The sequence below is a fragment of the Chitinophaga sp. genome (assembly GCF_039596455.1).
Lineage (GTDB): Bacteria > Bacteroidota > Bacteroidia > Chitinophagales > Chitinophagaceae > Chitinophaga.
This window is the reverse complement of record NZ_JBCNJR010000003.1, coordinates 490739-517085: the sequence shown is the minus strand read 5'-3', so window position 1 is coordinate 517085 and position 26347 is coordinate 490739. Positions and strand designations below refer to the sequence as shown.

32 protein-coding genes are annotated in these 26347 nt (G+C 52.8%); all 32 read left to right on the top strand.

All coding sequences use genetic code 11. The features are described 5' to 3' along the window. Nucleotides 1-1223, top strand: a 1223-nt coding sequence (locus ABDW36_RS14940) for a DUF6745 domain-containing protein (protein ID WP_343702718.1), incomplete at its 5' end; no start/stop codon positions are given. Nucleotides 1224-1250: 27 nt separating this feature from the next. After that, nucleotides 1251-1619: a hypothetical protein gene (locus ABDW36_RS14935; protein WP_343702717.1), complete on the top strand. Its 369-nt coding sequence runs from the start codon at nucleotides 1251-1253 to the stop codon at nucleotides 1617-1619. 200 nt (nucleotides 1620-1819) lie between these two features. Beyond that, entirely contained in the window at nucleotides 1820-1984 is a 165-nt protein-coding gene (locus tag ABDW36_RS14930) for a hypothetical protein (RefSeq protein ID WP_343702716.1), read from the top strand. 258 nt (nucleotides 1985-2242) lie between these two features. Beyond that, a complete protein-coding gene (locus ABDW36_RS14925) occupies nucleotides 2243-3010 on the top strand; it encodes a PD-(D/E)XK nuclease family protein (protein ID WP_343702715.1) in 768 nt (255 codons plus the stop codon). A gap of 18 nt (nucleotides 3011-3028) precedes the next feature. Continuing rightward, a complete protein-coding gene (locus ABDW36_RS14920; RefSeq protein ID WP_343702714.1) occupies nucleotides 3029-3631 on the top strand; it encodes a hypothetical protein in 603 nt (200 codons plus the stop codon). A gap of 27 nt (nucleotides 3632-3658) precedes the next feature. Then, the gene (locus ABDW36_RS14915) at nucleotides 3659-3991 is read left to right on the top strand and encodes a hypothetical protein (protein ID WP_343702713.1); all 333 of its coding nucleotides are present in this window, start codon (nucleotides 3659-3661) and stop codon (nucleotides 3989-3991) included. After that, a complete protein-coding gene (locus ABDW36_RS14910) occupies nucleotides 3991-4404 on the top strand; it encodes a hypothetical protein (protein ID WP_343702712.1) in 414 nt (137 codons plus the stop codon). The genes ABDW36_RS14915 and ABDW36_RS14910 overlap by 1 nt, the downstream gene beginning before the upstream one ends. 5 nt (nucleotides 4405-4409) lie before the next feature. Then, entirely contained in the window at nucleotides 4410-4700 is a 291-nt protein-coding gene (locus ABDW36_RS14905) for a hypothetical protein (protein WP_343702711.1), read from the top strand. A gap of 44 nt (nucleotides 4701-4744) precedes the next feature. Further along, entirely contained in the window at nucleotides 4745-5200 is a 456-nt protein-coding gene (locus tag ABDW36_RS14900; RefSeq protein ID WP_343702710.1) for a VRR-NUC domain-containing protein, read from the top strand. Beyond that, nucleotides 5197-7734 carry a bifunctional DNA primase/polymerase gene (locus ABDW36_RS14895; RefSeq protein WP_343702709.1) on the top strand — a complete coding sequence of 846 codons (2538 nt, stop codon included), beginning with the start codon at nucleotides 5197-5199 and terminating at the stop codon, nucleotides 7732-7734. The genes ABDW36_RS14900 and ABDW36_RS14895 overlap by 4 nt, the downstream gene beginning before the upstream one ends. Before the next feature lie 205 nt (nucleotides 7735-7939). Continuing rightward, nucleotides 7940-8116: a hypothetical protein gene (locus tag ABDW36_RS14890; protein ID WP_343702708.1), complete on the top strand. Its 177-nt coding sequence runs from the start codon at nucleotides 7940-7942 to the stop codon at nucleotides 8114-8116. Between the two features lie 172 nt (nucleotides 8117-8288). After that, nucleotides 8289-8561, top strand: a complete 273-nt coding sequence (locus ABDW36_RS14885) for a hypothetical protein (RefSeq protein WP_343702707.1) — start codon at nucleotides 8289-8291, stop codon at nucleotides 8559-8561. A gap of 25 nt (nucleotides 8562-8586) precedes the next feature. Continuing rightward, a complete protein-coding gene (locus ABDW36_RS14880; RefSeq protein WP_343702706.1) occupies nucleotides 8587-8886 on the top strand; it encodes a hypothetical protein in 300 nt (99 codons plus the stop codon). Nucleotides 8887-9172: 286 nt separating this feature from the next. Then, nucleotides 9173-9379, top strand: coding sequence for a hypothetical protein (locus ABDW36_RS14875; RefSeq protein WP_343702705.1), 207 nt, complete (start codon nucleotides 9173-9175; stop codon nucleotides 9377-9379). Next, nucleotides 9361-9849 (top strand): hypothetical protein, encoded by a 489-nt coding sequence (locus ABDW36_RS14870; RefSeq protein WP_343702704.1) that lies wholly within the window; start codon nucleotides 9361-9363, stop codon nucleotides 9847-9849. Before ABDW36_RS14875 ends, ABDW36_RS14870 begins: the two co-directional genes overlap by 19 nt. Next, complete coding sequence (locus tag ABDW36_RS14865; RefSeq protein ID WP_343702703.1) at nucleotides 9791-11221, top strand: hypothetical protein; 1431 nt, start codon at nucleotides 9791-9793, stop codon at nucleotides 11219-11221. The genes ABDW36_RS14870 and ABDW36_RS14865 overlap by 59 nt, the downstream gene beginning before the upstream one ends. Nucleotides 11222-11272: 51 nt before the next feature. Beyond that, complete coding sequence (locus ABDW36_RS14860; protein ID WP_343702702.1) at nucleotides 11273-12667, top strand: phage portal protein; 1395 nt, start codon at nucleotides 11273-11275, stop codon at nucleotides 12665-12667. 480 nt (nucleotides 12668-13147) lie between these two features. Then, on the top strand, nucleotides 13148-13660 hold the full coding sequence (locus tag ABDW36_RS14855) for a phage minor head protein (RefSeq protein WP_343702701.1): 513 nt from the start codon (nucleotides 13148-13150) through the stop codon (nucleotides 13658-13660). A gap of 9 nt (nucleotides 13661-13669) precedes the next feature. Continuing rightward, nucleotides 13670-14857, top strand: coding sequence for a glycosyltransferase domain-containing protein (locus ABDW36_RS14850; RefSeq protein ID WP_343702700.1), 1188 nt, complete (start codon nucleotides 13670-13672; stop codon nucleotides 14855-14857). A 330-nt stretch (nucleotides 14858-15187) separates the two neighbouring features. Next, nucleotides 15188-15940, top strand: a complete 753-nt coding sequence (locus tag ABDW36_RS14845) for an HK97 family phage prohead protease (RefSeq protein ID WP_343702699.1) — start codon at nucleotides 15188-15190, stop codon at nucleotides 15938-15940. 6 nt (nucleotides 15941-15946) lie between these two features. After that, entirely contained in the window at nucleotides 15947-17125 is a 1179-nt protein-coding gene (locus tag ABDW36_RS14840; protein WP_343702698.1) for a phage major capsid protein, read from the top strand. 42 nt (nucleotides 17126-17167) lie between these two features. Further along, complete coding sequence (locus ABDW36_RS14835) at nucleotides 17168-17704, top strand: phage head-tail connector protein (protein ID WP_343702697.1); 537 nt, start codon at nucleotides 17168-17170, stop codon at nucleotides 17702-17704. Then, entirely contained in the window at nucleotides 17701-18021 is a 321-nt protein-coding gene (locus ABDW36_RS14830; protein ID WP_343702696.1) for a head-tail adaptor protein, read from the top strand. The genes ABDW36_RS14835 and ABDW36_RS14830 overlap by 4 nt, the downstream gene beginning before the upstream one ends. A 3-nt stretch (nucleotides 18022-18024) precedes the next feature. Further along, nucleotides 18025-18603 carry a hypothetical protein gene (locus ABDW36_RS14825; RefSeq protein ID WP_343702695.1) on the top strand — a complete coding sequence of 193 codons (579 nt, stop codon included), beginning with the start codon at nucleotides 18025-18027 and terminating at the stop codon, nucleotides 18601-18603. After that, a complete protein-coding gene (locus ABDW36_RS14820) occupies nucleotides 18603-19040 on the top strand; it encodes a hypothetical protein (RefSeq protein WP_343702694.1) in 438 nt (145 codons plus the stop codon). The genes ABDW36_RS14825 and ABDW36_RS14820 overlap by 1 nt, the downstream gene beginning before the upstream one ends. A gap of 12 nt (nucleotides 19041-19052) precedes the next feature. Beyond that, a complete protein-coding gene (locus ABDW36_RS14815; RefSeq protein ID WP_343702693.1) occupies nucleotides 19053-19475 on the top strand; it encodes a phage tail tube protein in 423 nt (140 codons plus the stop codon). Between the two features lie 5 nt (nucleotides 19476-19480). Further along, on the top strand, nucleotides 19481-19816 hold the full coding sequence (locus ABDW36_RS14810; protein WP_343702692.1) for a hypothetical protein: 336 nt from the start codon (nucleotides 19481-19483) through the stop codon (nucleotides 19814-19816). Between the two features lie 41 nt (nucleotides 19817-19857). Further along, nucleotides 19858-20151, top strand: a complete 294-nt coding sequence (locus tag ABDW36_RS14805) for a hypothetical protein (RefSeq protein ID WP_343702691.1) — start codon at nucleotides 19858-19860, stop codon at nucleotides 20149-20151. Next, complete coding sequence (locus ABDW36_RS14800) at nucleotides 20114-22354, top strand: hypothetical protein (protein ID WP_343702690.1); 2241 nt, start codon at nucleotides 20114-20116, stop codon at nucleotides 22352-22354. The genes ABDW36_RS14805 and ABDW36_RS14800 overlap by 38 nt, the downstream gene beginning before the upstream one ends. Next, nucleotides 22354-24297 (top strand): hypothetical protein, encoded by a 1944-nt coding sequence (locus ABDW36_RS14795; RefSeq protein ID WP_343702689.1) that lies wholly within the window; start codon nucleotides 22354-22356, stop codon nucleotides 24295-24297. Before ABDW36_RS14800 ends, ABDW36_RS14795 begins: the two co-directional genes overlap by 1 nt. Beyond that, nucleotides 24297-25070 carry a hypothetical protein gene (locus ABDW36_RS14790; protein WP_343702688.1) on the top strand — a complete coding sequence of 258 codons (774 nt, stop codon included), beginning with the start codon at nucleotides 24297-24299 and terminating at the stop codon, nucleotides 25068-25070. Before ABDW36_RS14795 ends, ABDW36_RS14790 begins: the two co-directional genes overlap by 1 nt. Further along, a complete protein-coding gene (locus ABDW36_RS14785) occupies nucleotides 25067-26347 on the top strand; it encodes a hypothetical protein (protein ID WP_343702687.1) in 1281 nt (426 codons plus the stop codon). The genes ABDW36_RS14790 and ABDW36_RS14785 overlap by 4 nt, the downstream gene beginning before the upstream one ends.

Genomic DNA, 26347 nt, shown 5'->3' with positions numbered 1-26347 from the left:
ACGTGCGGGCCAACGTGGGGGCCAACGTGGGGGACAACGTGCGGGCCAACGTGCGGGCCAACGTGCGGGACAACGTGCGGGACAACGTGGGGGCCAACGTGTGGGACAACGTGGGGGCCAACGTGGGGGACAACGTGCGGGCCAACGTGGGGGACAACGTGCGGGCCAACGTGCGGGCCAACGTGCGGGACAACGTGCGGGACAACGTGGGGGCCAACGTGTGGGACAACGTGGGGGCCAACGTGGGGGCCAACGTGGGGGACAACGTGCGGGCCAACGTGCGGGCCAACGTGTGGGACAACGTGGGGGCCAACGTGGGGGCCAACGTGCGGGCCAACGTGCGGGACAACGTGCGGGACAACGTGCGGGACAACGTGGGGGCCAACGTGTGGGACAACGTGCGGGACAACGTGGGGGCCAACGTGGGGGCCAACGTGGGGGCCAACGTGCGGGACAACGTGTGGGACAACGTGGGGGCCAACGTGCGGGACAACGTGGGGGACAACGTGGGGGCCAACGTGCGGGACAACGTGGGGGACAACGTGGGGGCCAACTATGAACACTTTTCTTCCTACGGAAACATCAGTGACTACGGATGGGTTTCCTTCTACGACTACTTCATGCAGATTGGTGCCATAGACAAACATGACGATTTCATAAGATTCCGTGACATGCTACTCTGCGGTGTATATGACATGGTGCAGCTTCAAAATATTTGTATCGTTTCCGGAATGCCGAATCGTATCATTCGCAACGCTGCTGGCAGGCTCCACAACCCCACCGGCCCCGCTATCACCTTCGCAGATGGATACTGCCAATACTACATTAACGGGCGCGCCCTTCCATCCTGGATATGGGAGAAAGCTGACGCCGGTGAGATCACCAAGGAAATGTTCCTGAGCGAACATAACAGCGAGATCAAAGGCGGAATCTATGAAGTAATGGGCCAAAAGCGCATGATGGATATGCTGGGTGCTTCGGAAGTAGACACCCGCCAGATCGCTCATCGTAACGGTGACATCGAAACGGTTACCCTACTCAAGACCACAGAGCATTTCGCCGAGATCGACAATCAGCCGTTCGCCTGGGTACGGATGGTGTGCCCATCCACTGGTACACAATACCTGCAGGGGGTTGAGCCGCACCATACCAACGCCATTGAGGCCATGGCGTCCCTGTCTATGTTCAAGGCTTCAGAGTATTCTTTCGACTACCGTTCATAATTCTTTCACACTATAATTCTTAAAACAATGACAAAGCAACTTCAAGGCCACCAGGGCGATGTACAATTCCGCTCTATTGATTCAATACCGGCAAACGCCCGCCGTGTATCCAACAGGCCAATCGCCTATGGCGAACACTCAGGACATCAGCACGTGCTCACCGGTGACGTAGAGCTCTTCGAGTTTGAAGGCCGCCTCATTGCCTCCGTTGGTGCTGACGGCGCCCGGCTCCAGCATTGCCATGAGAGCAACTTCAGCGCCGCCTGCTGGACGAGCACTGAGGAAATAGCCCAGGCAGATCACGCCTCTCACCTGCTGCCGGAGGGTAACTACGAGTTCTACATCCAGAACGCGTATAACCCTTACAGCAAGCTGATGGAAAAGGTTATTGACTAGCGGCGGCAAGCGCATATACGACCAATCCAATATTCATAACGTGGAATTGAAGGTAGCCGGGAGTGGTCTCACTCCTGGACTTTCAATCCAACAACAACTACTACCATGACACATATTGACATCATAACTACCTGCATCATCGCCGCCTACTGGGGCGTCTGCATGCTCGTATTCCGTAACCGATTAAAAACCGGCAAGGTATGACTACGCTTGTACTTGGCTTCCTGGCTGGAATTTTCGTCACCTGCTTCGCGCTGTATGTGGCGTGGGCTTTAAAACGTCTCTCAGATGAATCAGATAATTGCGCACATCCTCACGATGACGATGATTATTGCCCTGTTTGTGACGACGCCCTTGGTATTTAACGATGACAGGGGTACTACGGGTAGAAAGGGACGGCCGCGTCTGGTTCGAGCAGCGGTACAGCTACCGGGACGACAGAGACCGGATGTTGAAGGCCATAGCAGAGGACTACGAACCGCCGTACGAGATCGTTATAGTGCCAGACGCCGGCGATGTGTTTACCGCAGCGCGGCTACAGAATACGCCGGCGCCATCACCTCAATAGCGTTCACTGCCCTGGCGGCGTGGTGCGCTTATCATTCACAACTTATCAGCAGATTATGAAACACATATTCCACAACCCGGACAACCAGCAGATCAATGTGATGGATCAGCGGTTCTATACCAATGACGGTATGAACTACTACCCATCCGTTACCACGGTGCTGGAAGCCTTTCCGGCATCATGGGCACTCGTGCAGTGGAAGAAGGCGGTGGGGTTCAATGCGGACATTATCCTGGAGAAGGCCGCCGCCGAAGGTTCTAACATCCACGATGCCGTAGAGCGCTGCCTGCGTGGGGAGCTGATCACCTACCACCAGTACAATATCACGGAGTGGCAGTGTATCGTACGCTTCGTGGAGTTCTGGACTACGGTAGCGCCGGCACTGGTGGCTTCCGAGATCATGATCGTGTCGGTGAACTACCGGCTAGGGGGCACCATAGACATTGTGTGCATGATAGGCAACGAGCGGTGGATAATAGACGTGAAGTCCTCCAACTCCATGCATGACACCATGGAGTATCAGATCGCGGCGTATGCCATGATGTGGAACGACCAGCACCCGAATGCACCCATCCAGCGATGCGGCATCCTCCACCTGAAAGCGGACACTCGCGGCCCGGACAAGACCGGCAAGCGTATGCAGGGTAAGGGCTGGAAGCTGCATGAATACCCCCGACACTACACCGACGCCTGGCGAATATTCGAGCACCTGCGCGTGGTGTGGGATGAGTGTAATCCCGACTGCCGCCCGGCGAATGTTACGTACCCGGATAGGGTGCAGCTTCAGCTCCAATCGGAAGCATCATTGAAACAAGCAGTTTAACATCAAACATTTAATACCATGGGATTATCCAACGGAACAGGGGGGCGCAAGGTCTTCCTGAACATCAAAGAGGGCAAGATCGCCCTGCGTGCCAAAGACGGCAGCATTGAAACATTTACCCACGTCTCCGGCGTGCTCACCTCCATCACCATTAAACAGGGCAAATTCGTCAAGGAGCTGCACCTTGGCCTCAGTGACGATGGCGAGGAGTTCCTGCTGCAGATGAAGTTCGACAGCGGCTATGCCCGCACCTTCATGATGGCCATCAAGAACGCTGACCTGCGCATGCCTATGGCACTGGCTCCGAAGTACGAAGAGGCAGACGGAAAGAAGAAATCCTCTCTGTTCATCAACCAGGACGGCAAGGGTATCAAATGGTTCTGGACAAAGGAGAAGCCCGGCGACCTGCCGCCGATGACTTCACGCGAATGGAAGGGCAAAACGGAGTGGGACAACACCGCGCAGATGGCATACTTGGAGAAGATGCTCCTGGAAGATATCGTGCCGCAGCTCCCTCATCCGGCAGTGGCGGGTGGATCTACCGGAGACGGCGTTAAGCCGCAACTGGTTAAGGAGCCGGAGAAGCTGGAAGATATGCCGGAAGATGATTTGCCGTTCTAACCGGCACGTTGTGCCACAAACAACATCATGATGGAAACAAGGAACCTGCGCGTTTGGCGCGATAACATTTACCCTCGTTACCTGCAGATACTCCCTGACAAGATAGAGTTAGCCCAGATGCACGACTATAACCACAACGGGGAGATCATCAAGACCCATGTTGCACGGCGGTCTGTATCCGGCCTCATAGACATGGTAACCACGCCCGACCAGCACGGGCTGGTCGGGGACACCTTCCGCACGCCGGTATCTGTGATTGAGATCACCGAGATACAGCAGTGCCGCCCGGCCAAGGGAGACTACGCGGTGCCAGGTGTGGAGTGGCTGCGCTGTGCGTTCACCATTAAACAGCGCATCTAATGGATACCAGACCCATCAAAGGCATCATCGTTGACGGCTATTGCAAGGGTAACCCCGGTATCGGAGGGTACCGGGGCCTTGACCTCGCCACCGGCCAGGAGGTGTTCAGCATCCAGATCGGCATCTGCACCAACAACATCGCGGAGTTCTTCGCCCTGGTGCATGCCGCCAGGTGGATGCATGACAACGCCCGCAGCGGCGAACGATTGTACAGCGACTCGCAGAGTATGATGTGGCCGTTCCGCCGGCGGCAGTGCCCGAACAGCACGTTTGACACCAGCCGCAACCCAGTAGTGGGTAAGATGATGGCCCGCGCCGCAGAGGCGCTGCAGACGATACCACTTCCGGAGACGGTGTGGTGGAATAAGAATATGTGGGGTGAGAACCCTGCGGATTTTGGGAATAAGAAATGAATGCCATGAGTAACGAAACCAATCCTCTGACAGCGGAAGAATTTGTAAAAGACTTTTTCGGTGATACATATTGCATGGTAGGGTTGGAAGAACGCCAAAACCTACATGCTATGCTGAATGAATACGCCGATCAGCAAACAGCCGCGCTGCGCGGGCAGCTGGAAGCGATGAAGAAGGAGCGTTGCGAGGCTTTGCAACTATTAAACCACATCCAATCCACGCCTCAATACTTTATGCAGGTTCATGTACGGGAGCGTATACGGAGATTCCTTGAACGTACCGATGATGCCTACTGATCGCAGTTAAGCTAATCATAACAATATACCTTAAATCACAAACCATGAAGTGGAGAGAGAGAATACGTGACGCATACCGGGAGCATACCCGGCGACATCATCCGGCCTTCTTCGAGATGAGCGGCGGCGTGAAGATGAAAACCAAGACCTGGAGCGATGCCACCGCCAACGGGCTGACCAAGGCTATAGTGGACTGGATAACCTTCGCCGGCGGGTTCGCCAGCCGTATAAACAATTACGGTAAGATGCGCCGTGTAGGCGGTCGGATGGTATGGGGCAAAGGAACCAGCGTCAAAGGCATCGCAGACATCATGGCCACCATGAACGGCCGCGCCCTGCATGTCGAGGTCAAGATCGGCCGCGACCGCATGAGTGACGCCCAGCGCAAGGTACAGGCCAAGGTGGAAGCCTCCGGGGGGCTGTACTTCGTGGCCAAGGATATGGAGTCCTTCCTGGCGTGGTGGGATGAGGTGTTTAATCAGACAACGAGCGCGGCATGAACGAAACATTGATACAGCACTCACAGCTATACCGTAGCTACGGTATCTCCACCATATCCACAGACACCAACAAGCGTTCTGTCACCCAGTGGAAAGTATACCAGGATCACATCGGCACCGATGAGGAGATTGCGGCTATGTTCAGCCATTCCAAGGCGCAGGGCCTCGCCATCGTCTGCGGCGGCGTCTCCGGCAACCTGGAGGCCATAGACGTGGACTGTAAGTACGATACCACCGGCACCCTCTTCGAGGACTTCATGCAACTGATCGTGGATGACCTGCCCGACATCGCCGGCCGCCTGGTGATAGCCACCACGCGCGGCGGCGGGTATCACATCCTCTACCGGTGCGATACCATCGAAGGTAATGCCAAGCTGGCGCGGAGGGCAACCACGGAGGCGGAGCGGGACAATAACCCGCACGACAAGGTGCGCGTCCTCATCGAGACGCGCGGCGAGGGGGGATACATCATAGCGGCGCCCACAGAGGGGTATGCCTTCACACAAGGCACGCCGGCGGATATACCCACCATCACACCAGAACAGCGGGCGGCCATCTTCGAGATTGCCCGATCGTTCAATACCCTCGTGGAGCAGGTGACACATACACACCAGTACGTGGAGCAGAAGAGCTACAATAAGTCCCCATTCCAGGACTACAACGAGCGAGGGGATATCATAGGCCTGCTGCAGAGCCACGGCTGGAAGCTCGTACAAGATGACGGCAACAAAGCCAGGTTCCAGCGGCCTGGGAATACCACCGCCCGGACGTCCGGGGACTACTGCCGGGAGCTGGGGCTATTCGCTGTGTTCACCACCTCCACGGAGTTCGAGCCTAATAAGGGGTACCGGCCCTCTGCGGTGTACTGCATGCTGGAGTGCGGCGGGGACTGGAAAGCCGCCGCCCGTAAGCTGGTTGAGGCTGGTTACGGCGAGCCGTTCAAGCGGGTTGCTAGGGACATCAAGCGCTTCATTCGCCGGCAGCGGGAGGACGGAAGCGAGGGGGAGGGACTCCACGCTAAGGTAGCCGGTAAGTTCAACCTTAGCGTGGAGGACGCCGCCCGCGCCGTTGCATCCGTAGAGCACGAAGAGCACACCGCCAATGGTGAGTTCTGGCATTATGATACAGAGAACGAAAAGCTCCTGGTCAAGTACGTTCGCTTCGCCCGGTTCCTTGAAGGTCACGGCTTCGGTCTCTATTTCTATGATAAAGCAAGCCCCATCTTTAAAGTAGTGCACAACGACAACAACAGGCTGGAGGAAGCCACCACCGAGCGCATCAAGAAGTTCACGCAGCGCTACGTGCAGGGATTTGACCTGCAGGGGGTGGACTTTACCCAGGAGCAGCTGCTGGAAGTGTTATACAAGAACAACAACTTATTCAGTGATAGCCTCTTTGAGTTTCTGGGTGCTGTGGAGATAGACTTCTTGCGGGATAACAAAAGCACCTGTTATTTCCCCTTCAGAAACGGGGTGATAGAGATCGCAGCGGCGGGTACCTCCCTGCGTAATTACGGCTCCGTGAACAAGGTCATCTGGAAGTCAGATATCATAAACCATAACATTGACATAGACTATGGCGGCGTGACGCTTGAAAATGACCCCGGTTGCGAGTTCGCCGACTTCCTGACCAAGGCGCTGGGGGGTGACCAGGCCCGGATACTTTCCGCCTGCTCCATCATCGGTTACATGCTGCATAAGTACAAGCACCCAGCCAACGCCTTTGCCATCATCCTGGGAGAGGAAACAGAGGATGAGTCCAAGGGGGGCGGTACCGGTAAGGGGATATTCGTCAAGGCGCTGGAGAAGATGCTGAACGTGGAGACCATAGACGGCAAGAATTTCAAGCCTGAGAAGTCCTTCGCCTACCAGCGGGTAAAGCTGGACACCAAGCTCATAGTCATACAGGACGCCGAGAAATCGTTTGATTTCAAGAAGTTCTACTCCATCATTACCGAAGGGCTCACCGTGGAGAAAAAGAACCAGGATGAGCTTTATATCGCCTATGCTGACTCCCCCAAGGTGATGGTGACCACCAACTACACCATATCTGATGATGGCAACCACGCCAAGCGCCGCCAGAAGGTGATCGAGTTCTCCAATTATTTCGGCCCTGAGCGCACACCGCTTCAGGAGTACGGGCACCTGCTCTTTGATGACTGGGACACCGATGAATGGAACCGCTTCTACAATTTCATGTTCTGGTGTGTGCAGGTGTACCTGCAGCACGGTATCATAGACCTACCGCAAGGGGATCGTTACAAGCTGAAGAAGGTGAAGGTACAGTACGGTGAAGAGTTCGCAGACTGGTTTGAGGATTACTCAGGAAACGGATGCGCAGAACTGAAGGAATTGAACTTTCTGTATAACGACTTCCTCAATATTAACGGTTTTGATAAGAAGGACTACTCCCCCAAGCGGTTCAACAACGCCCTGAAGATGGCGGCGGACAACTTTGGATTCGAACTTGATATTATAAAAAATAGACAGATGAACGGAAAAAGGTTTGTAAAAATGAAAAAATGCACCGGTTAGCACCGCTTGCACCGGTTACACCGGGTCGTTTCTATTTCCCCCACCCCCTAGTAAATTTTCAAAAAACAGGTGGGGGGTGGGGGAACTGACGAAAAAGCGGTGCAAGCGGTGCGGCCCAATACAGTAGCCAATCTATCCGGTACGGCTATCCGGTGTGCTCCCGGTGCAAGCGGTGCAAATGAAAAAACGTTAAAATAATATCACTATGTGTAAAGAAATTTTAGAGACAACTATTCTGTCTGTGGCATCGTTTGCCGGCATAGTCTGCGGCCTTTCCCTTTATGAAGTAATTAAAAGGAAGCTGGATAAGGGTAGTAAAATGGACTACGGGAGAGAGTTTGAAGCATGGGTAAAAGAGCGAAAGAAAAAATCAGCAGAATAGAGCAACAAAACGTTGATAACTCCTCTTATCACAATGTCAATATACAACTATGAGAAGATACAGATATAAAGTATACAAATGGGATCTATCCGGTAATCTGGTCACCACATACAACGGCCTGAAGAGAACCATTACCATTGAGAGGGTGTGCCAGATACGACTGTACCGCGCCATGGATCACGGCACCCCGCTCAGGGATCACTTCTGGACGAGGACGCCGGAGCAGCCCATCATCAAGGATGGCGTCATAGTCAACCCTGTAGATAGTATGGATTTGGAAGAGAAGGAAACCACCAGGGAACTATGGGAAGGGGAAGACGGTATGTTCAACATAGACGGCTGGCGTAAGACCATGATGGAGCAGGACTTCCATACCAACAAGGTGCCCAGGATGGCACAGAGGGAGGTGAGGTTGCCGGTGAAGGTGATGAGGAAACGCGCTTAAAGTGACACTAAAAAAAAATAATACAATGGGAAAATACGAACAAGTTGTTCGCCAACGGGCAGAGGAATTGGCAATGGCCACCTTCAAAATAAGTCCATATGACTGCTATGGCAGAAGGGTGCCAAAAGAAAGGATAGAAAAGCAATTCAAAATTAATACAGATAAGTTAATGGGCGCTGCCCGGCTTTCTATCCAGCGTGAGGCGGAGGCGTATCAAGCCGGGGCAAAAAAATGGAATACTGACACCCCTTGGATTGAAAATCCAGACGCATATATAGACGCTGAATTACAATCACTTGGCCTGGTGGCCCCAAAAATATCCTAAGGCGCAGGAGAGCGTAGCGGATGCCACCCATAATACACACAATTACCAACAACCAAAACTATAACCATGAGTATAAGAGATCACTTAGCTGCCGGCGCATTCTGCACAGCGTTTGCCATGGCACTTCTTGCCGTCCCTAATTGGGGGTGGCTCATCTTGATAGGTTTCATATTGCTACCATCCAGAAGAGAGTAGTATTTGAAATTTCATACTAAAATATTTTACTTTGCATAAGGCTACCCAATTACCTACCAGTTTATAGCCGTGCAAACCTAAAAACACGGCAATGATAGCAGGAATTAATGTGAAAGAGAGTAGTGGCGAACTGCTTATCGGTATTAAGCGTGAACAGTTTATTGCCTCCCTTCAGAACCTACCGGATAAAGACGGCTGGGTTAATATCATCATCTCACCACTGGCTACACCTACCTCTAAAGGGTATACCCACAATGTAAGGCCGCAAAAACCTAAGCCATGCAAGACGGATCAATGAGAGACGCCAGGGGGCGGTTTTTGCCTGAAAACACCATTGGACGCCAGTACACTGACGTTGAGATGAACGAGCTGATAGAGTTATACTGCCAGCACCGTGCCAGGGGTATGGATAAGGAGTCATTTGCGCCCTGTGACTACAGGACAGTGCTTACATACGCTTCGGCTTTGCAGGCAGAAAAAATTCGTGAGGCAGAGGCTGAGGGGTGGCGGACGTGGGAGAATATCCTGCGCCTGGTCACCCTGGGGCAGAACGTCACATTGCCAGATGGTACCGTTATCCTTGCTGAAGCCTGTAACCCTACCTTACTCATATTCACCATCAAGTCTAAAATGAGGGCTGTATATGGGGAGAAGGTAGAGCAGGCCGTGAAGGTTGACCAGGAGAGGATTGATTATACAAAACTGAGTGATGGAGCGCTTGAAGAGATCGCCGCTGCCCGGCTTAAGCCCGGAGAGAGCAACGGGTGAGCTCTGCCGGCGCCGTTTCTATCGTTTCTTCATAGAGATGTGGGAGACCATAGAAGCGGTAGAATTGATAGATAACTGGCATATCCGGTATATCTGTGATCAGCTGCAGGAGGTGTACGAGATATGGGAGGCGGGGAATGCTCAGGATGACGTTTTGATAAACGTGCCCCCGGGGAGCAGCAAGAGTACCATTGTGACGCAGCTCTTCCCGGCATGGCTTTGGGTTCGCAATCCCAGCATCCGTATCATCTCCAGCAGCTACGCAGCAGACCTGGCCACAGCTCATGCAGTAAAGACCAGGGACTGCCTCAAGTCTGATAAATTCAGGGCTCTGTTTGGTGACATGATAGAGTTCAAGGATGATACAGACGGCAAGACACATTACAAGAACACCGCAAAAGGCGAGAGGTTCGTTACCAGCACCGGCGGTAGGGTTACCGGCATGCATGGGGACTTCATTCTGATAGACGACCCCATCAACCCGGAACAAGCTGCAGGGGACGCGGAGCTAAAGAAGGCTACCCGGTTCGTCACCAGGACGTTGGCAACCCGTAAGACGGATAAGCGGCGCTCCGTTACCGTGATGGTCATGCAGCGGCTGCATGAAGCAGACCCTGCAGGCGAATGGTTGAAGAAAAAGAGCCTACGACATATCTGCTTACCTGGAGAACTCAGTGATGGAGTAAAACCGGCAGATATGAAAGGTAACTACCAGGACGGGTTGCTGGACACCAGAAGGTTACCTCGTGAAGCTCTTGACAAGCTGCGTGTTGATTTGGGCAGTTACGGCTACGCAGGGCAGATACAGCAGCGGCCCGCGCCTGAAGAGGGAGGTATATGGAAGAAGTGGTTTATACCTATCCCTGACATGGCCTTTCCCTCACCAGAGCAGTTGGAGGATTACGGTACGGACTGGGATACCGCCTACACCAAAGACCAGCAGAATGACGCCAGTGCTTACTGTACCTCTGGCGTCAAGCGGCTCAAAGAAGGCCAGCAGGTGTTCATTGACAAACTGGGCTTCGGCCGAATGGAGTTCCCGGAACTGGTGCGATATATGAAGTTGCGCCCAGCGCCTCACTACATCGAGGCTAAAGCCAGCGGCAAGAGCGCCAAGCAGACCCTTACCGCCAATGGTATAGTAGCCATAGAGGTGCAGGTAATGGGTGGCGATAAGATCGCCCGTACCAAAATGGCAACGCCGCCAGTGGAAGCCGGCTTAGTGTTTATCCGGGAGAGCCTGCTGGACATGCTGTATAATGACCCAGAACAGGGGTTGCTGGTATTCCCCAACGGGCTGCATGACGATATGAATGACGCCATAGTACAGGCTATACAAAGACACACACAACCACAGAAGGAGTGGTGGTAATATAACAGGCTTCCGATTCCCTCCTGATTCAAGCCGTAAACCCAACGGCACATGAACATTAAGCAACGGGTAAAATACGCCTTGCAGGCGCTTACCGGGCGGCTGCCATTCAGCAACTTCAGCATGCTGGTTAACGGCCAGCTTGTCAGCAACTTTCAGAATACAACGGACTACGTGCGCAATGGCTATATGGGCAATGCGGTGGTGTACAGCATCATCTCCTTTGCGGCCAGGAAGTTCGGCAGCGTGCCGGTGTATGTATATGAAATCGTAGACGAAAAGGAATTTAAGCGATATAAGGCCCTTACGCCCGGCGGAATGCCATCTACAAGGGCAGCTATAGCTGAGGCGCTTAAAGCCCGAAAAAAGGCTTTAAAAGTGGTGGAGAGGCACCCTTTGATAGAATTGCTGAAGCGCCCCAACCCAACACAGGGCGGTTCGGCCTTCTTTGAAAATCTGTTCGGCTTTAAACTGATCACCGGAGCTGGTACCGCCTGGGCGAACCGTGGCGGCATTGAAACCGGGGAGCCGCTTGAGCTGTGGTGTCTGCCCTCTCAAGACATCATGATCGTTGTTGACAGGGAGGACTACCTGGTGCCCGCGGGCTATCAGTTACACAGCGGGTATATCGCCAATCTGAGAAAGGAAGACGTCCTGTACTGGAAATACTGGAACCCGGACTGGGATGTTAACGGCACCCACCTGTACGGGTTGGCGCCACTGAAGGCCGGCTCCATGATCGCCAACGAGCGCAGCAAGGCAGACCGAGCCAGCGCTACCATGCTGCAGAACCAGGGGAGCAAGGGGGTGTTATTTGCCAAGGGAGATAAAGGCATGAGCGTGGAACAACGGGATAAGCTGGAAGACAGGATAGACCAGGAGGTGAACGGCATACGTAACGCCAGCCGGGTGTCCTTGGCCAATGCAGAGCTAGGGTACGTAGACCTTGGCCGCTCATCACATGATTTAGGTGTGGAGGTAGCCAAGCGCATGAGCAAGGAAGACCTCTGCAACGTGTTCGGTGTTCCCTTCGTGCTGTTCGATAATAGCAAGGCTACCTATGATAACGTAGAGAAGGCCATGAAGGGGTTCGTCACCAACAAGATCATCCCTGAGTGGTGTGGCTTGCGGGATGACTTTAATTCGTGGATAAAACCCATGTACAAGAACAGCGGCAAGCTGTGGGTGGAGCCAGACTTTTCCGCACTGCCAGAGCTACAGGAAGACCTGGAAAAGCAGGTGAACGCTGTGATGAAGATATGGCCCCTTACGCCGAACCAGATGTTGGAATACTTGGGCTGGGAAAGCGATGACGGCAATCCGCTCATGAACGAGCGATATATCCCCGCCAACCTGGTGCCTCTTAGCGAGGTAGGTATGCCGGCGGATGATATAAACGATGACGTAGAAAAACTGGCAAAGGCCGGTATTGTGGATTATAAGTAGCTGTGTGATGACCTGGTTGTACTTCGTAAACTATTACATTTTGCAGTGGCTGTTTATTCGCCTCACAAAGTGGGTGGATAATGATACGGGGGTAGTTGTAGCCTGGGGCCTTCAAGGCTTCGTCTTGCCTCTCACAGGATGGAACAGACCATACCGATATTATACAAAGTGGACATGTAAAATAGTTGTACCATGACAGACGCCCAGGTATGGAACCAGTTTGCCAATTTCCAGAAGCGATACGAACGTAAGTACGTCCGCCTCTGGTACGCCCTCATCCGGCGGCAGGCGGCTCGCGTTGCGCGGTTCCTGCGTGCTGAGGGCGTAGACATCACACTGGCGAACATGTCAACACTGGTGAGCCGTGACGAAACAGAGGCCCTGCTGCGGCGCCTATACCGTGAGGTTGGTGTGCGCTGGGCAAATGTGGAGTACGGCAATCTACAGGAATATACCAAGGGTTGGGCGGCCCCTATCCAGATGAAGGCATTTGGATTCAACGCTGAATGGGAAGCCATACTGGATATATTCTTTGCGGCGTTCGGAGGCGAAAAGATAACCAGTATTGATGACACCACCCGCGAGTGGCTGATACGCAAGATACAGGAGGGGCGCGCCGCAGGACTTGGCCCGGAGCAGATCGCCCGTGCTATGGTGCTGGATAAAGACGTGCCGCTTCGCCGTGCCAGGGTTATATCTCGCACGGAAACGGTGGCGGCGGCCAACTTCGGCGGCATCACAGCAGCACGGAAGACCGGGTTGCAGATGATCAAGCGCTGGGTAAACGCCAGGGATAAGCGCGTCCGTGAAGCGCATAAAGATCAGGCACAGGGAGGTGTAGGCGGCGAGATGGTACCCTTGGAGGAACCGTTCAGCAACGGTCTCATGCATCCAGGAGACCCGAAGGGGGAAGCTAGCCAGGTGATACAGTGCCGCTGCATTGCCAGCATGCGCCCGGTGAGGGACGCCCAAGGCCTGCCGGTAAGAGCTTAACATGAAGCCATGAAGAAACAAGCGATATACACAGTTATTACAGGCGGATACGATCAGCTTCGTGCCCCGGTTGTGCGTACACCGGGTTTTGACTATATCTGCTTCACGGATGACCCGGAACTGAATTGCGAAGGTTGGCAAATCCGGCTGCTGGATAAGGCGGCAGACCCCTGCCGGCAGCAACGTGAGGTGAAGATAAGGCCGCACATGTTTCTGCCTGATTACGGTCTTACCGTCTATATTGACGGCAGCCATCAGCTTACCGGAGACCTAAGCAGCCTGATAGACGAGCATTTCAGTGGCAGCTGGCTACTCAAGGTTCATCCTAAGAGAAAGTGCATATACCAGGAGGGACAAAGGTGCATAGAGACAGGGAAGGCCCATAAAGACACGGTGAACGCCCAGCTTACTGAGTATCTTACTGCTGGTATGCCGGCAGAATACGGTCTGTACGAGACTGGCATCATGATCAGGGATAATACGCCGGAAGTGAATGCCGTCAGTGACCAATGGTATGCAGAGGTAGCCAAACATTCACACCGTGATCAGATAAGCCTGCCATTCGTGCTATGGAAGAACGGATACCGGCCGCAGTCGTTGGGCGCCCGAACGTTTCATAGATACTTCACCATCCATCGACACGCCGCCGCTACTTCTTCCAGGATATGGTACAGTACGCCCTACGCTACAGACAAGAACATCGGTCGAGCATACAATGAGTTCTGCGCCGCCGTGCCGGACAATGACTGGATATGCTTACGGGATGGTGATACCATGTTCCTACATCCTCAGTGGGGCAAGCAGATAGCGGATGTGGTGGTGGGTGCTGGCCGGGATTACGCCCTGATGGGATGTACTACTAACCGGCTACGGTCTACACGGCAGCTATACCAGAACAATTTTTCCGATGACCCCAACATATTGAACCACCGCGACATTGCAGACGAACTGCATGCCACGCGGTACGGCCAGGTACGCAACGCAGGTCATGAGATAGCAGGGCTGTTTATGTTATTCCCAAAGAGCACCTGGCAGAAAACACCGTTCCCTGAGAGTACTATATACTTTGATAGCTTATTCTCTCAGGCGGTGTTACGAGCTGGTGGTAAAATAGGCATCATTGAGGGGCTGTACTGCTTCCATTACTACCGATTCGATCAGCCAAATCCAACAACGTATAAAGCGCACCTATTATGACACTGGATGATATAGTGAAAATAGCAATACCTGACGAACCGAAGGACTGCAGGCTGATAAAGGCCAGTAAGGAGGCGCGCAGGTTGAAGGTGAAGCAAATGATCGTAGCGCTTATTGCGGCTAATTTCGCACCCAAGAAAACAAACCAATAAAAATATTTGCTTTTTTACTTTATTCACTATTTTTGTAAATGTATGGCAGAAAAGCGCAGATTCAACTTGCGCGACGAGAAAGCCAGACCCGATTCACTTCCCAATTCATCTACTTCCTCCCGCAAAGAAAAAAGACAGATTAACGCACCTGTACCAACAGCACAGGTAAATTCTTGCCATGCGCATTCCCATAACGCGCATGAAAAGGATAATACAGTACAAGACGCTTGACGGCGGCGTAAAAGACGTAGATACGACATCGCGTAGGCTCAAGATCGCTATCGCCTCTTTTGGTGATAAGAACCTTGACCGCGATGGGGATATTATCCTCTCTTCTGCTGTCACCAAAACCATCAAAGAACGTGGCCCCAAGGGCACCAACGAGATATGGCACCTCACAGACCACTGGTACGTCATTGAACACGCCCTGGGCAAGTTCAGTGAATTATACGTTGAGGGAGACTACCTTATAGGTATCTCCTCGCCCAGCAAGACCCGTATGGGCAATGATGTGATGGAGCTTTACGCGGACGGCCATATCAACCAACATAGCATTGGTTTCAATGCCCTGGTGGAAGAACAACGAAAAGATGGCACCAACATCATCAAAGAGCTCATCCTGTGGGAAGGCTCTACAGTGCTATGGGGCGCCAATTCCAACACGCCCACCCTGGACGTTTCCAAATCTCTAACCAAGGAAGAAGCCGCCTCCATGCTGCAGCGCACCATCAAGAGCCTGCGCAATGGGCATTATTCTGATGAAGGCTTCTCCCTGCTTGAACTACAACTCAAAGCGATTCAACAATACCTCCTTGACCTTGACGAGAAGGCCACTGCGCCGGTAGTTACTACCACGCAGCCGGCTGTTAAGACGGCGGATTACTCCGGTTTATTGAGTGCGATAAACAATATCTCAAAATCACTCAAATAACGCACAATGCCTGAAGTAACATTGGAACAAGTGCAGAAAGGGGTTACTGATCTCGGCGATACAGTGACCAAGGCACAAGAAAATACCTCCACGGAGATCAAAGCCGTGAAAGATGAGGTAACGGGCGTAAAAGACGAGGTAAAAGCCGTAAAAGAAGCCCAGGAGCAGATCAACAGTGAGTTCAACATCATCAAGGCCAAAGCCGGCAGAAAAAGTGGCGAAACGGAGCAAAAGGACTTCAAAGACCTGGTTGTAGATGTCGTAAAAGACAACGCAGACCAGTTCAAGGCCTTTGCTGGCGGCTCCATTAAGGAGCTTTCCTTTGGTTTGACCGGCAAAGCGGTGCAGGACATGACCGCGCCCACCAACCTGACCGGCAATTACCCCAAGGAATACGAATCCGAAGTGGTTGCCCTTCCTTCCCGGAAGCTGCACCTGCGCTCTCTGTTCGGCGTTGGCCGTACTTCTGAGCGTACGCACACCTACTACCAGGAAACTGGCGGTGAAGGCGGTGTAGCATCCCAGAACCCGGAAGGTGCTACCAAAAGCCAGTTGGACTTCGATCTGACCGAAAAAGACGCACCGGTTCGCACCATTGCAGGGTTTACCGTTATCAGCCGCCAGATGCTCAACAACATCCCCGGCATGATGAGTTTCCTGCAGAAGCGCTTGCCGGAGCTCTACCTGCGGGAGGAAGACCGCCAGCTGCTCAATGGCTCCGGCAATAACAGCGAACTGGCCGGCTTGCTGCCTGCCGTTGCCGCCGCTTCCACCACGGACACGGACGACCTGGGCGCCATTCTGGACACCATCGGCGAGATTGAAGACGTGGATCATGACGTAAACGGCATCCTGCTGCGCCCGTCTGACTACTGGCGTATCCTGAAGGTGGCTACCCTCAACAAGCCTGACGTGGTTGTTATTGACCCGACCACTGGCCGCCTGACCATCGGTGGCATCCCGGCATACCGTTCTACGGCCATGACCGCAGACACCGCTCTGATCGGTGACTTCGTTCTCGGCGCAGACATCCTGCAGCTTACCAACCTGAACGTAGCGCTTTCCTACGAAGACGCCACCAACTTCAGGCAGAACAAAGTAACCCTGCGGGTGGAGGCAGAGATCGCATTCCCGATCTACTACCCGAACGCCTTCCGTAAACTCGACCTGGGCAACCTGACCTAAGAATAACCGCTGCGGCTGGGCAACTGGCCGCAGCTTTCCATTATGCTGAGAAATAGAACCAAAGACGTTAAGGTGGTAACGGACGTAACAGACGAACCGGTTACCCTTCAGGAGGCCAAAGACTTTCTGAAGATCAGCTATTCTGACGAAGATGCGCTAATAGAGGGCCTGATCATGGCCAGCAGGCAACTGCTGGAAAAGCTGCTCAATATCAGCATTGCCACCAAGACGTTGAAGGCCACTTTTACCCATGATGGGTGTTACCCTTACCAGATACCCTACGGCCCGGTAGGCAACATCACTGAGGCGAAGTTTCAGTATGATGCAGAAGATGGAAGTATCACCACTACGGACTACACCCTGATTGGAGAAGATTTCAAGGAGTTTAAAGGCCGTGCCGGATATTGGGTGGTTACCTACGATGCCGGTTACACAGAAACGCCTGAGGCCCTGAAACAGGGTATACTGAAGCAAGTAGCCTGGATGTATGAAAACCGTGGGGATGAGGGTAAGACTGGTGAGGTCAACAAAGATGTTCTTTACATGCTGGCAGGATTCAACAAAAACGCCTGGATATGATCGGCAAGATGCGGGCACGGATAATCTTCAAAGAGCCTACTCTTACACCAGTTGGTGGCGGCGGCACAGAAGCCACCTACACCGACCTGTCGCCCCGCTGGGCGGAAGCTATACCGGTAAGGAGCCAGGCTGAAGTGGAGGCCTATAAAACCTCCCTGGGTAAGGTTTACCGGTTCAGACTGCGGTATGAGGAAGCATTTTATCCGCAGTATGATATGCTGATTGCATATGACGGCAAGCTGTATAGCGTGGCTGGAATAGAAGAGGTAAAGGACAGGCATCGCTTCTGGGTGATCACCGGCGTTGAAAAAGAATAAGCCATGGCCAAGCAAGGGTTCAAGTTCACAATGAGAGGGCTTAACGAGGTCAATATCGCCGTGGGCAACCTTACGGAGAAGATGGACATCGGGGTGGACGAGCTGGTACAGGCTGCGGCATATGATACCAACGATGACGCCATAGGATATATCCGAAGCGAAGGTGCCATTGATCTGGGAGCTGGAGGGGGTCTTATATCGCATCAAGCAGTTACCAGTGAAGGCCCAAGAGCTTACGGTGTTACCAACTCATCCAAATACGCTCCATTCATCGAATGGGGCACCGGCCGGCAAGTACAGGTACCTGATGAATGGGCATCTTACGCTAGGCAGTACAAAGGGCCATACCCTGGTACCTGGAACGAGTTTGAAGAGAACATCAAAGCCTGGATGCAACGGCACGGGATACCAGAACGTAGCATCGTTACTTACGCTGATGGCACTGAAGGCTACATAGATGTTGCCTATGCCATCATGGTAAAGATACTGGATAATGGATTACCTGCACGGCCATTCCTGTACCCTGCCTATGTAAAGAACAAGGAGAAGCTGTTAAAAGACATTAAGAAATTATTTAAATAATGAAAGACCCGGGCTATGCAATACGGAACGCTCACTACCAGGCACTCAATGGGGTTATCCTTCACAAAGGAGTCCCGGTACCAGTGTATGATGGCAATGCGCCGAAGGATGCGCCGGCTCAATATGTCATTCTTGGCGCGCAGACGCTGAACCAGAATGGCGACAAACAAACATTCATTACCTACTGCACCATTATTGTAATAGTCGTTACCCAGTTTGATATTGCCGACCCTGGCAACACGAAGTTCGCAGACGATATTGCCAACCAGATTACGCAGATAGTTAATCCCGATCCTGTTACCCAGCTACCGCTGGGCCCCGATTTTGAAATGATGGTTACCAACGTAGAGGGAAGCAATTCCGCCCGGTATAATGACGACCGGTACCGCTACGTAGAGAAGGCCATCAGGTTCAGACACATAGTACAGGAACTCTAAAAAACAATACAGATGGCAAAGTTAAAAGCGAACGATGTCGGCTTTTACTACAACAGCGGCACGCCTTCCGTGCCTGTGTGGAAACTGCTGGCCTGCCTCACAGATACCAATATCGACCTGGCGGTGGAGGAGGTGAACGGAGACTCCAAGTGCGGCATAGACCGGGAAGCCGGAGACGGCACCTGGACGGCCTCTTTTGAGGGCTTCTACAAGCTAGACCCTACCGTCAATGAGATCAGCGGTGACGGCCTGATCGACCTGGCTAAGGCGAAGACCTCCGGCCAGTGGAAGATCGCCAATGGCGATAATTCCTACTACCGGGAATTTACCGCCTACATCTCTTCCTACAGCGAAGGGGCGCCGTACAACGAATTTGTAACCTTCTCCGGTGAGCTGAATATCTCCGGTGATGTGGAGACTGAACCAACAACGTGATTACCATGGAGTTTGAATACAGATTAGGCGGCGAGAGCCGCAAGATGTTATTTGACCTGGGTACCCTGCGCCTCATCGGGCAGCACAACAAACGGGAACCCATGGAGGGTATTGACGGCCTGGCCGCCTATGAACAGGTGTTCAGCGCAGTGTACTGCGGTATGCAGCGGGAGCACAAGGCACGCAAGGCGCAGTTTGACATTTCGCTGGATGATGTACAGGATTGGGTGGACTCATTAAGTACGAAGGACGCCCTTGAGATCATCCGCGCGTTCAACTCCGCATACCTCATAGAGGAAGCAGGCGAGGATGTCGCAGAGGATTCGGATAAAAAAAAATAACCTTCCGTGACCTGGAGAAGGCCGCCATACAGGAAGCAGGATTGCTTCCTGATGAATTTGAGGCATTAAGCCTGCAGCAATTACAGTGGTATGTGGAGGGCGTTCGGGTGCGGGATGCGCAGCGCCAGGAACCGTTCCGATTACTGTATCATCTGCTGTACAACGCCAACGCAAAGAAAGGCAAGTCATTTAGCCAGATCGCTCAGGACTGGCCACTATATACCGATAGTAAAAACAGCCAATACCCGGCTCAAGAAGATATGAACCAGGCGTGGGAGCGCCTAAAATCGCTCAGTGATGGAGAACGTGGGGTTAAAAGTAGTTCTGGAAAGTGAGGTTGCGAAGGCTATAAAAAATACCGAGTCCTTCAATAAAACGATGGCTGCACTCGGTGAGCAGGCAAAGAAGATAACCAAGGATTTCGGCCTTACGGATGAAGCCATAAGCAAGACAGGCAACGCAGCGAAAAACGCTTCTGGTAAATTCGTTCAATTCAATAAATCCATGCTTGGCACCTCAAACCACATGGGGGGATTTATAGCGCTTGCCAGACTCGGGGAAATATCATACAAGGGAATAGAAGGCTCTGCCGGCTTCGCTACCAAGGCTATCAACAAGTTTAACCAAGAGGGGCAAAAACTCAGCCGGATGTCTGTTAACGCCTCCGGCGCCCTTACAGGATTCAACAGGATCGTTCAAGATGCGCCGTATGGTTTCATAGCCATAGGGAATAACATCTCCGAAACACTTGACCGGATGACGGAACTCATTAAGAAGTCCGGAAGCGTAGGCGCAGCATTGAAGAGCCTTGGTGCTAGTTTTCTAGGCAGTGGCGGCGCAATTTTTGCTGTTAACCTGGCAATAACGGGCATTACTACGCTCGTTCAGAAGTACGGCAGCCTTGAAGCGGCCGTAAAAGCCCTTGCCAACCCTCTGTCAGAGCAAGCAAAACTACAGAAGGCTATTTCAGATACTATTCTCCAAGGGAGTAAAGATGCGCAAGCAGAGCTGGTTAGAGTGGGTACCCTATACCGTGCCACACAAAACCTTAACATCCCCCTGGCAGAACGGAACAAGATCGTTGATGAACTGCAAAAGAAGTACCCATCTTACTTCAACAATCTTTCCAATGAAGAAATATTGGCCGGCAAGGGCGCTAGCGCTTACAACCGGTTAAAAGATTCAATTCTTGCTACAGCACAGGCCAGAGCTATTGAAAAAAAGATTGCTGAGAACGGAGAGAAATTGCTTGATCTAGATTTCAAGAGAGATGATCTCAATAAAAAGATAACCGCTACGGCAGAAAAGCTCAATAAAGCGCAGTCCACTGCTGCATCTGACGCCGCAAAAACTGCAGCAAACGTGAGTTCATACGGCATCGCTTCGGTGCAAGCTGGAACCAACGTGCAGCAGCTCCGCAGCCAACTGAAAGGGTTAGTAGACGACCTTAGAAATAATGGTACGGAGGTTGTAAAACTGAACGCCCTCAATGACATCTTGATCGGTAAAACGGACGAGCTGGCGCAAAGAACTGGTTCCAACCTCTTTGAGATAAAACCCGACAAAGGTGCCAAGGGCAAAACCGTTGTGTCCGTTATGGACGATATGCGGAAGCAGCTCGCTGCAATAGATTCCGCTTTCAAAACAGTCAACTTCAACTTTGACGACATACAAGGCCAGAAGATACAGGCGCTTACTTCTGCGTTTGAAGACCTGATAAAACTGGGCCTTAACCCCGCTGACTCCAGGTTAAAGCAAATAATACAGCAGATACAAACGCTGTCTGCATCCGTTATTGGCGGCGGCAACAAGCGGGAAGGCCTATTGAACACGCAGCAGCTATTTTCTTTTGACAAGAGGGACGTAAAAGATATTTCAACAGGCCTTAGCAGTGAACGTGCCGTGTTGCGGCTCCCTGTTACTGTAGCCCTGTCTCCACAAAGTATTGATGCTCAAATGCAGCGTCTTGCCGGCGGCATCACAACAAGTTTTGATAAGTATGTTATACCTGCCGTGGAGATTTCAGTGCAAAAGCTGAACGAAATATTCAATACCTCTCTATCAGATGCCTTTTTTGGAATTTCCGAGGGAATAGGTAAGGCCTTGTCAGGCGGAGGTTTCGGTAGCATTCTCTCTGGTTTTACGGATGCGCTTGCAAATTTCGGTGAGAACCTTGGGAAACAGTTAATAGCTCAAGGGTTAGCGTTAGAGGCATTTAAAAAGTCTCTTTCCACAATGCAGGGCATTCCTGCCATTATTGCCGGGGGTGCCCTGATCGCCGCATCGGTAGCCTTCCGCAGCCTGGCAAAAAACGGCTTACAGTCCTTCGCTACCGGTGGTATCGCCAATGGCCCTATGGTAGCCAAAATCGGCGATAACCCCGGCCGCCGGGAGGCCATTGTACCCAGTGAGGACTGGCGCGAGGCGTTCGGTGGCGTTGGCGGCGGAGATGGCTTCATAGCGGAAACCCGCGTCCGGGCGCAAGATTTACTCATACTGATTAAAAAGGCGGAAGGCCTGCAAGGGAGGACAAACTAATGGCTACATATTTCAGGAAATACTACATAGAGTTCAAAGACAGGCATATCATCCAGCCCGCCACCTGGCGCGTTGACATCATGGACAGCCAGGGAGAGGTGCCGAGTGAGCCGTTCCGGCTCATTGCCTCAGACAACCCGCTCATCACGGAGCGGCTGGAAACTGATGACAACAAGGCTAACTACATCATCGGCCGCCAGATCACCCTGGCGTATGAATACACCGGCTCACCTAACGAACCGCTGCCGGAAGACTTCTTTGAATCCGATGAGCGCCGCTGGCGTGTGGAGGTGCGCAAGAATGGCGTCTTGGATGGAGTATACTACATCCGTCCTGACTACAGCCAGCGTACCGTGAAGTACCCGCCCATCACGGTAACGCTGAAAGCGGTGGACGGCCTGAGCTATGCCAAGGCGGTGCCGTTCAGCATGGCCGATGAGTCCGGGCTGCTGCTGTACGACAAGATCAGTTCTTATGAGGCCATCATGACGCGGGCCTTAGGCCTGATATTGGACGCCGGCACTCCGCTAAATGTTATCTGCAGCCTTACACCGGAGAACATGGAGCCGGGTAAGCAGCTGTTTAACGGTACTTTCATCCATACAGATATATTCTACGACTTCGTCAAAGGCGCCAGCACGGTACACGAAGTGCTTACCGCCTATTGCAAAGCCTTCTATGCGCGTTGCTTCATAGCGCACAACCAGGTATGGTTCGTCCGTATGCAAGATTTAACCGGCGACACCTTCACCGCTGAACAATACGCGGCAGAGGGTGCGGTAACAGATGTCGCCCTCCCCGGCTTCGTCCGCACCGCAGGGCCAGACCCGGCGCTCTACGATGGTTTGCCCATAGATGAAGACCCGGAACTGGTGATGGTACCGGCCATTAAGAAGCAGGAGCACGAGGTGCAGTACAAGGGCATAAATAGACTGCTTAACTACGATTGGCATGCCTGGGATGGTTCGGCGTTTGACAATTGGACAGTTGAGCCCACATTTCCGTTAATAGTTGGCAGGACGGGCGCTGGAACGCAGGATAACCCATATAAATTATTTATTCCTTATCCCCAGCTCCCAACCGCGACAGATATACAGCAACAGCAACCTGTAGGGGGCATTTTCTTGGGAGATACGTTTGATCTTGAACTGAAATACCGGTTTACAAACGTAAAGGCCTTCCGTATTAGTATATCTGTAACAAACAACGACATAGGGGGTGTTTCGTTTAGATTAATGCCAGATGGCTCGTGGATAGTTGGCAACAGTTTGGCTGGCTTATTCACAGTGACTCGTGGTGGAAGAAAAAGAGAAGGAACACTAAAGATAAAATCTAATCCAATCCCTATTCGGGTTGAAGGGACAGCAAATGACCAAACTGGGCCTTTCGGGCTCCGGGTGGAGTTTTTTGCACCTTTTAGTCCGGAGGAAATGGAGCCAGGAGAGCCGGCTGGAGTAGAAATCTACCCTATCAAACTGGGCGTCTACTCCATCCCCTCCAAAGGCCGCCACCTCACCGCCACCAACGGCGCAGACTTCTCCCGTGTGATCGAGGAACCGGACAAGTTCACGTTCATAGATACCGGTGATGACGGGGTATCCAACAGCATCTTCACCGGTGCGGCCAAAGAGCCGGTGAACGGCTGGATGAGCACCAAGCCGGGCGTAGCCGCAGACGACATAGAGCGCCACATGGCGCGCGCTCACATAGACCAGTACCGGCGGTCGCTGTACACCTGGGACGGCAGCCTGTATTCCAACAGCCTGGAGTACTTCAATCCCATAGAGCTGGCAGGACTGCCGGGCAAGCGCTTCATGCAGATGCGCGACACTTACGTAAACATTACCTGCACGCACACCTGCTCCCTGATGGAGATCATGGAGGAGGGCAGCGCTGCAGTAGACATAGTTGAGTATGACATAGAGGAAGAGAGGGACGAGTAATGGCTATCAAGGGTAAAGACTTTATAATAAGTATTGAGGTGGGCGGCGTGCGGCGCCCCATCTGTTACGCAACGGACTGCGTGATAGATCTCACCTACGGCACTCGCAAGATAGCCGACCCCACCACCCATTGGCGCAATTACCTGGGTGATGATGCTGGTTATACGCTGCAGGTGCCTGGCGTGGTGGCCTATAAGGCCGTAGTAAACTACGCGCAGATCAAGGCGTGGGCAGATCAGCGGCAGCGTGTGCGCTGGTACGCTACTGCCTTCGAAAATGGCGGCGTGGTGCACACCGGCGAAATGCTCATTACCGGCCTGAACCTGACCAGCCAGATGCGTGACGTGGTAAAGTTCGATATGTCCGCTATAGGCTGCGGCCCGCTGGACGATCAATACCTACCCATCAACACTGCCGTTTACCTGGCCGATGGCGGCAAGCAGCGGCTGGCAGGGTGCCCGAATCCGTACCCGGTATCGGTGTACTGGTATGATGCCAACGGCGGCATAGGGGATTTCATCGGCATAGCCCTCAACGCGGACAATGTCATCACATTATTCAACGAATACGCAGGCAACCAATACTATCAGTTAACCGGCTACACTACCGGGTGCGATTTCAACCTGCAATCTCAGTGGGACGCACCCTTCGTGCCGGACGTGGTATATGCTATCGCTACTCCGGGCTTGGGCCTCTCCCCTGACCAGAACAATAACCTGGGACTGTCGCCAGACCAGGACAACGATCAACAATTAAGCCCTGGTTACGCATGAAAACAGTAGATGAAGTAACGCTCGTAGCGGGTCAGGAGTTATCTCCGCCGCCCACCGCACCTGATGGTAGCTGGGAGGTATATCTATTCCCCAATACCGGGCTGCTGGGCTACCGGTATCCCATTGACGGCATCGGTACCATTATATCCGAACAGATCGGCGCAGCCGTGAACCGGCCAGACCGGGTGTATCAGCCAGGCATAGACATGCCGGACGGCTCCGCTATTGTCAATGACGGAGACGGCCAGCCCACTATTCTGGAAGACCCCTATCTGGACGGCCTGGAATATTCTGTGCACGTTCGGGGATTAGAATACGCTATCAAGGGCCAGGAGTGGCAGAACGATGTCGCCGGAGGCGGGTTCCGCTGGACGGACGGCAGAATATTCGAGGATGGCATGGTGGTAACGGTTTCGTTCAAGCCGCAGATCAGCAATGTGCTGGTGGCGCCGGATGCGGTGGGCCGTTTCACCTCCGGCATGCAGGAGATCACGGCAGATACCGTTCTGGGGCCTTCATTCCAGCGCAAGCTGCTGCTGCTTAATAGCGCCACCACTACGCTGTCAGTTACCCTCGATGCTACCTACCCAGAAAACGTGATATGCGCTATGATTACGGGAGTCGGTACTCAGAAGCAGACTACAATATCCGCACCCGCCGGGCAAGACGTCTATTTCAACGGCATAAAGTCTTCTTTCTTCCTGGGCCAGAGCGAATACTGCTACATGGTACGTATAGGCACCCGCTGGTATGTTACCCAGATCAGTGACGGGTGGCAAAGAGTGGGGCAGGTGGTGATGGGAGGGATTCCATCAGCCAACGTAATATCCGCTAACGGACAAACATTACAGCGAGCAGAAGTGCCCAGGCTGGATGCATACCTGGATGCGCTTAATGCTGCGCTCCCGGGTTCAGTAATTACTGTGGGAGCCTGGGCCACCGACAGCACTAAGTGGGCGCGAGACGCAACTACAATTCGAGCACCGAAGCTGGCTGGTTGGTTCCCTCGCTTCCTCGACCTTGGTGCTGGTAAGGATACCGATAGGGGGGCGGCTGGAAATATTGTTGGTTCTACGCAGGCGAATCAGAACAAGGCCCACACGCATAGTAGCGCAGATTACAACCAATTATTGAAAAACGATGGCACCAACACCATCACCGTAAGAGATAACACATTCGGGGAGCCTAACCTGGGTTCTTCCCAGCAAATGTTATCTGAAGGCGGCATTGAATCAAGACCTGAAAACGTGGGATTACCCGCATTAATCTATATCTGA